This window comes from Phaeobacter sp. S60 (assembly GCF_000826845.1).
In the GTDB taxonomy this organism is placed as follows: Bacteria; Pseudomonadota; Alphaproteobacteria; order Rhodobacterales; family Rhodobacteraceae; genus Phaeobacter; species Phaeobacter piscinae.
Genome location: NZ_JSWJ01000028.1, coordinates 159,635 through 174,035 on the forward strand (window position 1 = coordinate 159,635; position 14,401 = coordinate 174,035).

The 14,401-nt window shown below is 60.1% G+C and carries 11 protein-coding genes and 1 pseudogene; all 12 read left to right on the plus strand.

Going from position 1 to position 14,401, the window contains the following annotated elements:
- The first annotated feature begins 102 nt into the window (after window positions 1-102).
- The gene (locus OO25_RS20405) at window positions 103-954 is read left to right on the plus strand and encodes an IclR family transcriptional regulator (protein ID WP_052463831.1); all 852 of its coding nucleotides are present in this window, start codon (window positions 103-105) and stop codon (window positions 952-954) included.
- 31 nt (window positions 955-985) lie between these two features.
- The gene (locus OO25_RS20410; protein ID WP_040182478.1) at window positions 986-2,149 is read left to right on the plus strand and encodes a zinc-binding dehydrogenase; all 1,164 of its coding nucleotides are present in this window, start codon (window positions 986-988) and stop codon (window positions 2,147-2,149) included.
- Window positions 2,150-2,171: 22 nt separating this feature from the next.
- Window positions 2,172-3,092 carry a xanthine dehydrogenase family protein subunit M gene (locus OO25_RS20415; RefSeq protein ID WP_052465740.1) on the plus strand — a complete coding sequence of 307 codons (921 nt, stop codon included), beginning with the start codon at window positions 2,172-2,174 and terminating at the stop codon, window positions 3,090-3,092.
- Entirely contained in the window at window positions 3,085-4,971 is a 1,887-nt protein-coding gene (locus tag OO25_RS23035) for a molybdopterin cofactor-binding domain-containing protein (RefSeq protein WP_040182480.1), read from the plus strand. The genes OO25_RS20415 and OO25_RS23035 overlap by 8 nt, the downstream gene beginning before the upstream one ends.
- Complete coding sequence (locus tag OO25_RS23385) at window positions 4,971-6,032, plus strand: xanthine dehydrogenase family protein molybdopterin-binding subunit (protein WP_082035381.1); 1,062 nt, start codon at window positions 4,971-4,973, stop codon at window positions 6,030-6,032. The genes OO25_RS23035 and OO25_RS23385 overlap by 1 nt, the downstream gene beginning before the upstream one ends.
- Window positions 6,033-6,076: 44 nt before the next feature.
- Complete coding sequence (locus OO25_RS20430; RefSeq protein WP_040182482.1) at window positions 6,077-7,042, plus strand: tripartite tricarboxylate transporter substrate binding protein; 966 nt, start codon at window positions 6,077-6,079, stop codon at window positions 7,040-7,042.
- A 21-nt stretch (window positions 7,043-7,063) separates the two neighbouring features.
- Window positions 7,064-7,567, plus strand: coding sequence for a tripartite tricarboxylate transporter TctB family protein (locus OO25_RS20435; RefSeq protein ID WP_040182484.1), 504 nt, complete (start codon window positions 7,064-7,066; stop codon window positions 7,565-7,567).
- 4 nt (window positions 7,568-7,571) lie between these two features.
- Window positions 7,572-9,086, plus strand: a complete 1,515-nt coding sequence (locus tag OO25_RS20440; RefSeq protein ID WP_040182487.1) for a tripartite tricarboxylate transporter permease — start codon at window positions 7,572-7,574, stop codon at window positions 9,084-9,086.
- Window positions 9,079-10,971 (plus strand): thiamine pyrophosphate-binding protein, encoded by a 1,893-nt coding sequence (locus OO25_RS20445; protein WP_052465741.1) that lies wholly within the window; start codon window positions 9,079-9,081, stop codon window positions 10,969-10,971. The genes OO25_RS20440 and OO25_RS20445 overlap by 8 nt, the downstream gene beginning before the upstream one ends.
- Window positions 10,972-10,980: 9 nt before the next feature.
- Entirely contained in the window at window positions 10,981-12,423 is a 1,443-nt protein-coding gene (locus OO25_RS20450; protein ID WP_040182490.1) for an NAD-dependent succinate-semialdehyde dehydrogenase, read from the plus strand.
- A gap of 6 nt (window positions 12,424-12,429) precedes the next feature.
- Window positions 12,430-14,172 (plus strand): IlvD/Edd family dehydratase, encoded by a 1,743-nt coding sequence (locus OO25_RS20455; RefSeq protein ID WP_040182491.1) that lies wholly within the window; start codon window positions 12,430-12,432, stop codon window positions 14,170-14,172.
- Window positions 14,169-14,401, plus strand: a pseudogene (locus tag OO25_RS20460) (NAD(P)(+) transhydrogenase (Re/Si-specific) subunit alpha); the annotation flags it as partial. The gene OO25_RS20455 and the pseudogene OO25_RS20460, both read left to right, overlap by 4 nt.

Below are 14,401 nucleotides of genomic sequence, written 5' to 3' on the forward strand. Positions count from 1 at the left end.
CTCAGCAGGACACTATAATTTGACAATATCAAATATAACACGACTATATCAAAAAATGTTGCTATAAAGGCGGCAAGATTCAATGCTTACCGAAAGGATGAGATGGTGGCGATGAAACACGAACAGCCAAATCAGTTTGAAACCCAAGCACAGTCGGCCAAGGCCTTGGTCACCGGCGCTGAGCAGCAGGGAAGAACCATTCAGTCTGTGGACAGGGCGCTGACCGTTCTCGAAACAATCGCAGAGGCTCGAGATGGGATGACTGTTTCGTCGATTTCCGAGATGGTTGGTTTGAACGTTTCAACCTGCCACCATCTGGTCACCACTCTGGTCCACCGGGGATACTTGACCCAGCTCAGCCGAACCCGCGGGTATGCGCTTGGTCCGAGGCTCGGCGAACTTGTGGAATTGTCCGAAAGTGAAACTGATCCCGCAGTTCTATTGGAGAAAGACCTCCGGGATCTCGGTGCGAGACTGGGTCACGGCGTACAGTTTGCGGTTCTCAGTGAAACCTCGCTGCTGACTAAACTCAGCTTTCCCGGCGGCGAGGGCAGCGTGGCCGAACCGAGCGAAATCGAGAAGATGACCGCGCTGCACGCGACCGCGACCGGAAAGGCTATCCTTGCCTGGATACCGGACACAGAGCTGGTGCGCGTGATCTCTGCCAATGGCCTGACGTCTTACACCCCGCGCAGCATCACCTCGCTGTCGGGCCTGGTGGAGGAATTGCGGCTGGTCCGGCGCCGCAAATACGCTGTTGACGACGAGGAACTTCGCGACGGGGTCGTCTGCATCGGCACAACCATCCGGGAAGGCGCAGGGGCGGTAATTGGTTCGATCTCAGTCACCGTATCGGCCGAACGCGCCACAGAAGAATACCGGCAGCACTTGATCAAGGAAATGATCACGGCAGCCAACACGTTTTCCAACAAACTGCGCACCCTCAAGACATAGCGCAACCTGCAACTAAAAATGGAGCCCGACCATGGCAATGCCCGAAAATGTCACTGTAAGTGATACCCATCCGATCCCCGAGCAGATGAAAGCCTGGGTGCTCGGAGATCCTAGAGAGCTGACGCTGAGCGACAAGCCGGTTCCGGTTCCGGGCAAGGCCGAGGTTCTGGTGCGGATTGACGCCGTCGCAATCTGTGCCACCGATCTGGAGATCATCCACCACGGACCGCCGGCGCAAATTCAGGGCGGTGATCCGTTCAACAAAAACTTCACCCCCGGCCATGAATACATGGGCACGGTCGTGGCGCTTGGACCCGGCGTTGACGAATACAGGATCGGCGAGCGTGTGACAGTGGAAATTCATGCGGGCTGCGGACAATGCAAGCGCTGCCGCCAGGGCATGTACACCTCGTGCCACAACTATGGGAAGAACTATGGTGATGTGGACAAGGGCCACCGGGCCAACGGGTTCACCACAGATGGCGGCTTTGCCGAATATGCAGTCAACAACATCAACACGCTGGTGCATGTCGACGACAGCATGTCCGACGAAGAGGCGACACTCGTCGTGACTGCCGGCACCGCCATGTACGGGCTGACCGAACTGGGCGGGCTGCTCGCTGGCGAAAGCGTGGTTGTTACCGGTCCGGGACCGATCGGACTGATGGGGGCCGCGGTGGCCAAGGCGCTTGGCGCCCAGCCCGTGATCCTGACCGGCACACGCGACAACCGGCTGGAAATTGGCAAGAAACTGGGCGCGGACCATGTCATCAACGTCCGCAATGAAAATGTCGTCGAAAAGGTGCATGAGCTGAACGGCGGCAAGGGCGTCGACTATGTGGTCGAGTGTGCCGGAGCCCCAAATGGTTTGAACGAAGCTGCACAGATGGTGAACCGCGGCGGCAAGATCTGCCTGGCTGCTTTCCCGGGCAACAGCCCGGAGGTCGATGTCGCCTACTTGGTCCGCAACAATATCTACCTTTACGGCATTCGCGGCGAAGGCAAGACCGCGACTCACCGGGCCGAGGCCTTTATGCGGCAAAAGCGGTTCGATGCCACGCTGATCCACACCCACACCTTTGAGATGAGCGACCTGAAAGAGGCGCTGCGCTACGCCAAGGACCGGGTCGAGGACGCAATCAAAGTTGTGGTCAAGAACCCTCACGCCGAGGCACGCAAAGCGGCTGCGGAATAGGCAACAGGCAAGGAGACGAGCCATGCTCACCTGCGACACATATCACATGCCGGAAAGCCTGCAGGAGGCCCTGGAGGTCTGGGCGGGCGCGGCCAGTGGCAGCCGGATCGTGTCCGGCGCCACCGACATCCTTCCCTGGGCCCGTGAGGGCCGTGCCGGAGACGTGCATTTACCGGAACTGGTGGACGTGACGCGCATTTCCGAACTTGACGGTTATGTCTTCGAGAACGGCCGCGTGCGGCTGGGGGCGAACACGGTTTATCAGGACTTCCTGACCGACCAGACGCTGATGCGAAGCCTGCCCTGCATGCCCTATTGCGCGATCTGGTTCGCCGACGATCAGATCCGGGAGCAGGCTTCACTGACTGGAAACCTGGTTAATGCGTCGCCGGTCGCAGATGGGACGCCTGCGGTGGCGGCCTTGAACGGTGAGATCGAACTGGCACGGCTTGACAGTGGCGGCATTGCCCGCCGCCGCGTGCCAGTAATCGACTTTATCGAAGGTCCGGGCCGCACGCAAATCGCCGGGGATGAAATCGCTACGGCGGTAATCGTCGATACTGCAAATGGTTACGGCGGATCGTTCCAGAAGGTTGGGCAGCGCCGGTCTTTGGTGATCTCGGTCGCCTGCTGCGCGGCCTTGGTCAAGGCGGACCGCGACGGGCGCGTGATCGAAGACGCGCGCCTGGCGCTTGGCGGTGTCGGGCCGCGCCCGATCCGGATGCTGGACGCCGAACGGGCGCTCAGAGGGGAGCAAATCTCTCATGCGCTGATCAACCGTGTGGCCCAGACTGCTGCAGATACGGTCGCCTCCCGTAGCCGACAGGAATACCGGCGCGAGGTCGTCGTCAACTTCGTCCGCGCCGCGATCGAGGATGCCCTCGCTGATCAGACCGATGCCGAGATCAAGTTCGCAGACGCAAAGGAGCAGGCTCATGTCTAAGCTGACAATCGAAGCGGAAGTAAATGGCCGCAAAGTATCCCGCACCACCGCCCCGTACAGCCGCCTGCTGGATTTCCTGCGCGAAGATCTGAACCTGACCGGCACCAAAGAGGGCTGCGGCGCGGGCGAATGCGGCACTTGTTCTGTTTTTGTCGACGGCAAGCTGGTCAAATCCTGCCTGATGCCCGCAGCCAAGGCCGCAGGGACGAAAATTGAAACCATTGAAGGCTTGGCCGTGCCCGGCGAACTGACTCCGGTGCAGCGCGCCTTTCACAAGACAGGTGCCAGCCAGTGCGGCTATTGCATTCCTGGCATGGTGATGGCCGCGACATCGGCTTTGCGGGAAAACCCGGACGCTGGCATCGAGGAAATCAAGGAACGACTTGGTGGCAACATCTGCCGTTGTACCGGTTACACCAAGATTTTCGAGGCGGTTGAGATGGCCCGGGCGGTGATCGCTGGAGACATGCCCGAAACGGCCTTTGAAGAAGACGGCGTTGAAGACAGCTATATCGGGGCTAACGTGCGGCGGCTGGATGCACCTTCCAAGGTTTCCGGTCGACTCAAATACGCCGCCGACATGAAGATGCCGGATATGTTGCAGCTGCAAGTGCTGCGCTCGCCGCATGCCCATGCGCGGATCCTGTCGATCGACACCAGCGAAGCAGAGGCCATGGACGGCGTTGCTTGCGTAATCACAGCGGCGGATGTGCCAGGCAACGACGGATTTGGCGTCTTTGTGCATGACCAGCCGATAATGGCACGCGGAAAGGTGCGCCACGTGGGAGAAGCGGTCGCCGCGGTTGCCGCCGAGGACCATGTGATCGCCCGTCAGGCTCTGGAGAAGATCAAGGTCGAATACGAAACACTGCCCGGGCTCTTTGACCCGGAGGATGCGCTGGCCCCAGGTGCCCCGGTCATACATGAATACGCGCCCGGCAATCTGGTCAAACATATCCCCGTCCGCAAAGGCGATGTCAGCAAGGGATTTGCGGAAGCTAACCTTATTCTCGAAGACGACTTTGGCACCCAGCAGGTCGAACACGCCTATCTCGAGCCTGAAGCGGGCATCGCCTATGTCGACGCGGACGATACCGTGGTGGTGATCTCGCCATCGCAGAACATCACCCACCACCGCCACATGCTGGCTGAGATCATCGCCAGGCCGATCAACAAAGTACGCTTCATCATGAGCCCGGTGGGCGGCGGCTTTGGCGGCAAGGAGGACATGATCTATCAGGGCATGCTTGCACTGGCCGCGATGAAGACGCACCGGCCCGTCCAGTTGAACTTTACCCGCGAGGAGAGCCTGATCGCTTCGGCCAAGCGCCACCCGTCACGGGTGCATTACAAAATGGGGCTGAAGTGGAACGGCCGCATCACCGCCATTGAATTCGACATGCTGTCCGATGGCGGCGCCTTCGGGATGTCGAGTGAAGGCGTTATGCGCAAGGCCGCGATCCTGTCCTGCGGGCCTTATGAGGTGGACAATCTCAAGGTCGATACGCGCGCGGTTTATACCAACAACACGCCGTCCGGCGCATTCCGGACCTTTGGCGGAATGCAGGCGCAGTTTGCGACTGAAAGCATGATGGATATGGCCGCCGAGGCTCTGGACATGGACCCGTTCGAAATCCGGCGGATTAACATGATGAAAATCGGTGCCAAGACCCACACGCAGCAGACGCTGGAAACCGCGTCTCTGGACCGCGTGCTGAGTGCCGCGGAAGAGGCCTCCCGCTGGGAAAAAGGCGCGCCTCGGGTGCGCGGCAGCGAGCGCGGCGATCTGAACGGGCCCGGCACACGCAAGCCCTGCACGCTGGGCGCCCGGATAAAGAGCGCAGGCGCTGAAACTTCTACATCGGAAAGGGTGGCATGATGACCAGGATGAAACGCGGCCGCGGCATGGCGGCGAGCTGGTACGGAATTGCACGCACCGCAACGATCGACCGGGCGGGTGCCTGGGCGGAACTGGACGACGGCGGCACCGGCAAGGTGGTCACCGGCGTGACGGAGATCGGCGAAGGCATCCTGACGGTGCTGGCGCAGGTTGCCGCCGACGAGATGGGCATCAAGCCGCAGGATGTGACGATTGGCGACAATGACACCGCACGCTCACCCGAGGCGGCACACGCGGGGGCGACCCGGCAGACCTACATGATCGGAAATTCCGTGGCGCTGGCATCGCGCGAGGCACGCAATGTGCTGTTCGAACAGATCGCGGACCATTGGGAGGTTGCCGCCGAAGACCTGCGTGCTTTTGATGGAGAGATCTGGGCCGTGGACACCAACCTTCGGATGTCGATGGAAGACGCAGTTGCCACCTGCAAAGCACGCGGCGTGGTGCCGGTTGGATCGGCCTCATTCACCGCGCATGGAACCGGACTGGATCCTGTCGATGGATCCGGCAGTCCCTGGCAGGCCTATGTCTTTGGAACGCAAGTGGCAGAAGTCGAAGTTGATACCTGGACCGGCGAAGTGCAGGTGCTGGGCATCTGGGCCGCGCATGACGTTGGCCGCGCCATCAACCCGCGTGGGGTTGAAGGGCAGATTGAAGGCGGCGTTGTTCAGGGCCTGGGGCAAGCGCTGATGGAGGAATACATCACCGACAAAGGTCATGCGATCACCCATGGTTTCGCAAAGTACATACTGCCGACTTCGCTGGATATCCCGCAAATCAACAGCATCATCGTTGAAGACCCGGATCCTAAAAGCCCGCTGCGGGCCAAGGGGATCGGCGAGCCGGCATTGGTGCCGACCGCGCCGGCAATCATGAATGCGATCTATGACGCAATCGGCGTGCGTATCAAAACTCTGCCGGCCACGCCGGAGAAGATATTGAAAACACTTCAGGATCACATTCCTGGGCGCAACCAGATTGCACAGGAGAACCGTCATCTGCGTGCGGAGGCTGCACGAAGCGGTGTGATGAGAAGCTGATCTGGCGCCGCAAGGCGCAAAACCAGAAAACAGGGAGGAAAGTCATGGAGTATCATCGGAAAGCAAAGAGGGGATTGATCGCAGCAGTTTCATCAGCAGTCATCGGATTGGGCGGTGCCGCACACGCGGAATACCCCGAAAAGCCCGTCGACATGACAGTTCTGTTTGGCGGTACCGCCAATACAATCGCTCAGCTTCTGTCAGAATTGATGTCGGATGAGCTTGGCCAGCCCGTGGTGCCTGTCAGCCGCACCGGCGGCGGCGGGGCCGTTGGCTATTCCCACGTGGCCGGAACTGCACCGGACGGCTACAACATAGTTTGGAACTCCAACTCCATCAGCACCGCGCACCACACCGGGCGCGTGCCCTTCGACCACTCAGCATTCACGCCAATCGCGCGGGTCTCTACCGAAATTCCTGCTCTTGCCGTCAATGCGTCTACAGGCTGGAACAATCTTGAGGATCTCACCGCAGCCGTTAGCGGGATGGATGGCAAACTAAAGGTCGGTATCTCCGGCAAAGGGTCGTTCACCCATCTGACCTCGGCTGCCTTGTTCGATGCAATGGGGGTCGGCGATCGGATCGCATTTATTTCCTACGGCAAGGGCAAGGCGCCCGTTGAGCTTTTGGCCGGCCGTATCGATGCGGCCATCCAATGGCCCGGCCAGTTTGCTTCTTATGCCGAAGCTGGCGAGTTGAACGTGCTGGCCGTGACCGGCAGCGAACGGGTTGGAGTTTTGCCCGACGTTCCGACGGCACAGGAGCAGGGTGTCGACATCGACATTTCGATGTGGCGGGGACTGGCTGCGCCAGCAGGAACCCCCGATGAAGCGGTGGCGAAGCTTCAAGCTGCTGCAGAGGCTGCGGTCGCAAGCGCGCAGTTCCAGGAGGCTGCGGCGAATATCGGCTTTTCTGCGGCCTATCAGAACGCGGCAGAGTTCAAAGCGTTGATCGAGGAGGACGATGCCTTCTACAGCGCGCTGCTTCAAGATCTTGGGTTGGCAAAGTAATCAGCCGCAAGGAGGCAACAGATGACCAATCGTGCTTCTGATTTCGTACTGGCAATAACGCTGATGGTACTGGCAGGCGTCTGGACATGGTTGGTTGTCGAAACCATTCCTCCTGGATTTGGCAGTGGAGAGATCGGCGCCCGGGCCTTTCCCTTGGCCTTCGGGATTATCCTGCTGGCGCTGGCTGCGCTGCTTTTACTGCACCTGACGGTATCATCGGACGACCCCGGCGCCGGGCATGGCGGCCAGGCAGCCACCAAGAGACGCAAGTCCCGCAGGGTGAAATGGCTGCCTGCCATCACGCTCCTTATCGAAATAGGGCTCTATGGCATCCTGCTGGAGAAGGCCGGGTTTGTCCTGGCAACCCCTGTCATCATCCTGATCGTGATGCTGGTGAACTTGCGTGTCCGGTCGATCACTAAACTGCTGGCCATGTCGCTGGGGATGACCGCCGGGTGCTGGCTGCTCTTTGAGAAAGTGCTGGGCATCTATCTGGCCAATGGCACCTGGATAAATTTGGGATAGTCTGATGGATCTCTTTCTCCAAGCACTCTCACAGGCCCTGACACCGTTGGCTATCGCCGCGATTGGTCTGGGCGCGCTGGTGGGGCTTATCTTCGGCTCGATCCCGGGTCTGACCTTCACCGTTGCACTTGCGCTGGCGCTGCCAATCACTTTCAGCATGGATCCGGTACCCGCAATCGGCCTGCTTCTCGGTACATACATCGGTGGCATGACAGGCGGATCAGTCTCGGCCATCCTGCTTGGCATTCCAGGCACGCCGTCGGCGGCAGCTACGGTTCTGGACGGCCACCGAATGACAAAACAAGGTGAGGCGTCCATCGCACTTGGCACTGCTGTAATCGTGTCTGTTTTTGGCGGCATCTTCAGCCTTGTTGTGATGGTTGTCTCAGTCGATCTGGTGTCGCGGCTGGCCATAGGTTTCGGTCCCGCGGAAATCTTCGCGCTGGTTCTTTTTGGCATGTCGACGATTTGCGGGCTGTGCGGAGACTCCCTGCTGAAAGGGCTGATTGCAGGTGTTTTAGGCCTGATGATCATGACCATCGGCATCGACTCGATCGAAGGCGTGCCACGTATGACTTTTGGCAGCATCAACCTGCTCCAAGGCGTGAACCTTCTGGTCGCGATGATAGGGCTGTTCGCAGTTCCCTTTGTTATCGAAGCGTTTTCGGAACCGCGGGCGAACCCCGGCGGCGACACCCGGGTGGCAAGAGTGCGGGCTGAACTGCCGAAATTCCGTCTGCTGATCCGCCATGCGTGGCTGATGGTCCGCTGCTCGGTTCTGGGCACCGGGATCGGTGCGATCCCCGGCACCGGCGGCGCGATTGCCTCTTTCCTAGCTTACGATCACGCCAAACGCTTTTCCAAAAAGCCAGAGAAATTCGGCGAAGGCAGCATCGAAGGTGTCATCGCCCCTGAAACCGCCAACAACGCCGTGACCGGAGGCACACTGATCCCGCTGCTGTCGCTTGGCATACCCGGCGACCCGGCAACCGCGATCGTTTTGGCCGGGCTGATGATCCACGGTATCAATCCAGGCCCTGCGCTGTTCATGAACCACGCCAGTGAAGTTTATGGCATCTATATTGCCGTGGTCCTTGCTTATGTCTGGGTGCTGGGTCTGCAACTTCTGGGCATCCGCCTTTTTGTGCATGTCCTGAAAATCCCGCGCGATATGCTGGCCGTCGCGGTCCTGGTGCTGTGCGCCATCGGCGCCTATTCGATCCGCAACAGCGCGTTTGACATTTACGCGATGGGAGTGATCGGGGTGCTGGCCTATGTGCTGATCGCCATTCGTGTGCCAATCACGCCGATCATTCTGGGAATGGTGCTCGGCCCGACGCTGGAGAATGAATTCCGAACCGCCATGATGCTGTCCGGCGGCAGCCCCAGCATCTTCCTGACATCCCCAACTGTTCTGGTCTTCTTCGCCTTCGCCCTGCTGGTCATCGGCCTGCAGCTGAAGAGCGAACTGAGGCTGAAAAAGAAACCCCAAGAGAAAAACGAGACCTCAGATGCTTGATAAGATTCACACGCCTGAAGAGGCTGAGCAAGAAATCCGCACGCGTGCAATCCGGCTGGCGGTCAATCCTGTCGACGAGGCACTGATCGACGATAACAATGGCGGCATTTTACAGCTCACCTTGTCCGAGGCGCTTGTTATCGGACTGATGAAGCAGGGGGTTCGTCGCTACTTTGCCATCTTTGGCCATGGATCGACAGATCTGGGTGAGGTGATGCGTATCTATGAAGAGGAAGGCGCTATCGAGGTCATCAACTGCCGCAACGAGGTGGAGATGGCCCATGCCGCCACCGCCTATGCCTGGGTCTATGGCAAAACGCCTGCAGTTGTTACCTCGATCGGCCCAGGCGGCCTGCAGGCAATGGCCGGATCGCTTGCTGCCGCGTCGAACGGGGTTGGCGTCTATCACATCTACGGCGATGAGACCACGCAGGGTGAAGGCTACAACATGCAGCAGGTGCCAAAGCCCGAACAGGGCATCTTTGGCAAGATGACCGCGCTGATGGGCCAGTCCTATACCTTGCACACTCCTGGCGCGCTGCGGGAATGCCTGCGCCGTGGCACCGCTTGCGTGCATCATCCTTACAAAGCGGGCCCTTTCTACGTGATGCTGCCAATCAATACGCAGCCTCAGACCACAAGAATAAACATCTCCACGCTGCCCAGGCGCAACCGGGTTCCGGTAGTTGCTCCGGCGCGGTCCGCCGATCTGGCGGCGGCTGTGGACTTCCTGCGCACACACGAGCGGATTGTCATCAAGGCGGGAGGCGGCACCCGGGGCCACCATGAAGCGCTGCGCCAGTTTGCGTCCCGGATCGGGGCGCCGGTTGTTCTGTCACCGGGGTCAACCGGTGTGATGATGGATGCCCATGTCCAGAACATGCATGTCGGAGGCTCCAAGGGGTCGATCTCCGGTAACTTCGCGATGCAGAATGCTGACGCAGTTATCATGATTGGCAGCCGGGCGGTCTGTCAGGCGGATTGTTCGGGCATCGGGTATCCAAATGCCAAAGCCGTTTTGAACATCAACGGCGACCTGGACGACCTCGCGCACTATGCCAACTCGATCTGCCTGCCGGGTGACATATCGGCCGTGATACAGGCGCTGCTGGAAGAATTGGGTGAGGACACTGGCGCCAGACAACGCAAGGTATGGCTGCGCGACTGCGCCGCAAAGAAAGAGGAATGGACAGCTTTCAAGGCCGAGCGTGTACATGCCGAGCCGCTGAAAGATGCAGTCTGGCAGCGACCGGTTCTGACCCAGCCTGCAGCCATTCATGCGGTGTCTTCCTTTGCCAACCGCATCGGCGCGGTCAAGTTCTTTGATGCAGGAGACGTGCAGGCCAACGGGTTCCAACTGGTCGAAGATGACGCGCCGGGCCAGACGTATACCGAGACTGGGGCTTCGTTCATGGGGTTTTCCGGGTCAGCTCTGCTGAGCGGCGCTTATCTCGTAGACGCTAAATACGGCATTGCCTTCACTGGCGACGGATCCTTCATGATGAACCCGCAGATCTTGATTGATGCGGTGGAGCACGGCGTGCGCGGCATGGTCGCGCTGTTCGACAATCGCCGGATGGCTGCAATCACCGGTCTGCAATACGATCAATACGGGCGCGAATTCAAAACAAATGATGGCGTCGCTGTCGATTATGCCGCGATGGCCGGGGCGGTCAGCGGCGTGAAGGCCCTGCATGGCGGCTTCAGCCGGGAAGAGTTGGGCGCCGCCCTCGAAGCGGCCCATGCCCATGATGGCCTCTCTCTCGTTCATATCCCGGTCTACGCGGGCCGCGATCCGATCGCCGGCATGGGGGCCTATGGATCATGGAATGTCGGCAACTGGGTTGAAGACGTTCAGGGCCAGTATCTGGCTGCAACCATCTAGGAGCCAATCATGTATCAGGATCTGAACTTGTTTATCGGCGGGGACTGGCGCGCGGCGTCGGATAAGGCAACCAGGCCGGTGACCGACCCGGCCACGGAAGAGGTGCTGGGCACCATCGCCGCAGCGACGCCTGACGATATCGATGCCGCGCTGGCGGCGGCGCAGCAGGGCTTCGACGCCTGGCGAAGGACAGGCACCTGGGACAGGGCCGCGAAGATCCGCAAGGCGGCGGATCTTATCCGCGAACGCCAGGCGGACATCGCCTATCTGATGTCGCTGGAAACCGGCAAGCCGCTGGCCGAAGCACTAGGCGAAACCGGGGCGGCCGCGGATCAATTCGAGTGGTACGCGGAGGAGACCAAGCGTATTTACGGGCAGATAATCGAGGCGCGCACCGGTGATAGCCGCATGGCGGTGATCTACCAGCCCGTGGGGGTGGTTGCAGCCTTTTCTGCGTGGAATTTCCCGGCGCTGCTGCCCGCCCGCAAAATCGCCGCTGCCCTGGGCGCCGGATGTGCAGTCATTATCAAACCCGCCGGGGAAACACCGGCGAGCTGTGCCGCCCTTGTCCAAGCCTGCCACGATGCGGGCATTCCGCCGGGCACCGTCAACATGGTGACCGGCAACTCGGCCCGGATCTCGGCGCAGCTCATCCGCTCCCCCATCGTTCGCAAGGTCAGCGTCACTGGCTCGGTTCCGGTCGGCAAGCAGATCCTGTCGCTGGCGGCAGAAGGGGTAAAAAAAGTCTCAATGGAATTGGGCGGACATGGCCCGGTTCTGGTCTTCGGCGACTTCGATCCCATTGCAGCCGCCGAGGCCTGCGCGCCGACCAAGTTCCGCAACTGCGGCCAGGTCTGCATTTCGCCAACCCGCTTCTATGTGCATGAAGACAGCTATGATGCCTTCTCAGCCCGTTTTGCAGAAATCGCCAAGTCGCTCAGAATCGGCCATGGCCTTGATGACGGTGTGCAGGTTGGCCCAATGGCCAATCGGCGCGGTCTGGAGACGATCCAGCGAATGGTCCAGGACGCGGTGGACCGCGGGGCTGAACTGTTGGCTGGGGGCAGGCCGCCCGTCGGTTTTAACAAGGGCCATTTCTTTGAACCAACCGTCTTGGGCCGTGTGCCAGACGATGCAATGGTTATGACCGAGGAACCGTTTGGCCCGATTGCTCCGATCACCACGTTCACCAGTTACGACGAGGTGATTGCCAGGGCCAATGCGCTTCCTTTCGGTCTGGCCGGCTATGTTTTCTCCAGTGACCTGAGTGTGGCCACGCGTGCCTATGAGGACCTTGAAGTCGGCATGGTCGGTGTCAACGAGATGCTGCTCGCCACTGCCGAGGCGCCCTTTGGCGGTGTCAAGGAAAGCGGCATGGGACGTGAAGGCGGCGCTTTGGGCATTCAGGATTACCTCGATCCCAAATACGTCAAGATCAAGCTGGCAGGATAAACCCGTATGACCGATCAACCCAAACAAGGTCTCGCGCGGGGCCTGACCAACTACGGCGACCGCGATTTTTCAATCTATCTGCGAAGATCATTTGCGTCTTCGATGGGGTATTCGCAGGAGGTTCTGAAAAAGCCCATCGTCGGCATTGCCAATAGTTTTTCGGGCTTCAACAGCTGTCACCGCCACTTTCCCGAACTTTTGGAAGCGGTGAAGCGCGGCGTTCTGCTCGGCGGCGGGCTGCCCGTCGAATTTCCTACCATCTCGCTGGGTGAAGTCTATCTCAGCCCAACCAGCCTCAAGTTCCGCAATCTCATGTCGATGGACACCGAAGAGATGATCCGCGCCCAGCCGATGGATGCGGTTGTGCTGATGGGGGGCTGCGACAAGACGGTGCCGGCGCAGCTCATGGGCGCGGCCTCTGCCGATCTGCCCGCGGTCCAGCTGGTTGCCGGTCCGATGATGACTTCGCGCCATGGCGAGGAACGGCTCGGCGCCTGTACCGACTGCCGCCGGTTCTGGGGAAAGTACCGGGCCAAGGAGGTTTCGGCACAGGAGATCAACCAGATCGAAGGCCGCCTGGCCACCACTGCAGGAACCTGCGCGGTAATGGGTACCGCCTCAACCATGGCCTGCATCGCTGAAACGCTGGGCATGTCGCTGCCCGGCACCGCCGCGATCCCCGCAGTTCACGCTGACCGGTTGCGCGCAGGAGAGGCCTCAGGTCTTGCGGCTGCCCGTATGATCAGTAATCCGATCCGGCCCAGCCAAATCATCACCGCGAAATCGGTTGAAAATGCCATGCGCGTGCTTTTGGCCCTTGGCGGGTCGACCAATGCGGTCATTCACCTAACCGCTGTCGCAGGGCGGCTGGGCATCCCGGTTTCCTTGGAGCGGCTGAACGCCTTGTCGGACACCACGCCGGTTCTGGTGAACCTCAAACCGGCGGGTTCCGATTACATGGAGGATTTCTTCCACGCCGGCGGGATGGGCGCAGTTTTGCGGGAATTGAAGCCGCTGCTGCACCTCGACACGATCTCGGTGACCGGCGAAACGCTGGGCGACCGGCTGGAGGTCGATCTCGGTTATGTCGATCACCGGATTATCTCCAGAGCAAGCGAGCCGCTTGAGCCGCAGGGCGGCCTGGTTGCGCTCTTCGGCAACCTGGCTCCGCGTGGTGCGATCCTGAAACGCGCGGCGGCGGACAAAAACCTGTTTGAGAAGGAAGGCCGTGCCGTGGTGTTCAACTCGCTCGAAGATCTGGCAAACCGGGTCGATGATCCGGATTTGGAGATCACAGCAGATGATTTCATGGTGCTGCAGAACGCAGGCCCCAAAAGCGCCTCAGGCATGCCGGAGGCCGGCTACCTGCCGATCCCGAAAAAGTTGAGCGAAACCGGGGTCAAGGATATGGTGCGCATTTCCGATGCGCGGATGTCGGGCACGGCTTTTGGCACCATCGTTCTGCATATTGCCCCGGAAAGCGCGGCAGGCGGCCCGTTGGCGCTGGTGCGGACCGGAGACCGCATCTGTCTTTCTGTCAAGGAAAAGCGGATCGAGCTGCTGGTTGATGACGCCGAGCTTGAACGCCGCCGCGCGGCCTGGAAGCCAGGCATTGTGCCACCGGAGGAACGACGCGGCTACGACCGCCTTTACGCGACTGAGGTTTTACAGGCAGACGAAGGGTGCGATTTTGGCTTCTTGCAGTCGGTTGTTGGCCATGCGGGCTCTGCCAAGGAGGCTGAGAAATGATAATTGGAACACCAAAAGAAACTTTTCCGGGCGAGAACCGGGTTGCGATGACGCCGGAGTCGGCGCGCCAATTGCAGAAGCTTGGCCACCGTTGCGTTATCGAAGCGGGAGCCGGCGCGGCGGCGGGTTTTGCAGATAGGGCATTTGAAGATGCCAACGTGGAGATAGTTGAAACAGCCGCAGCCTTGTGGAAGGCGGCGGACATTGTCGCCAAGGTGCGCCAGCCGAC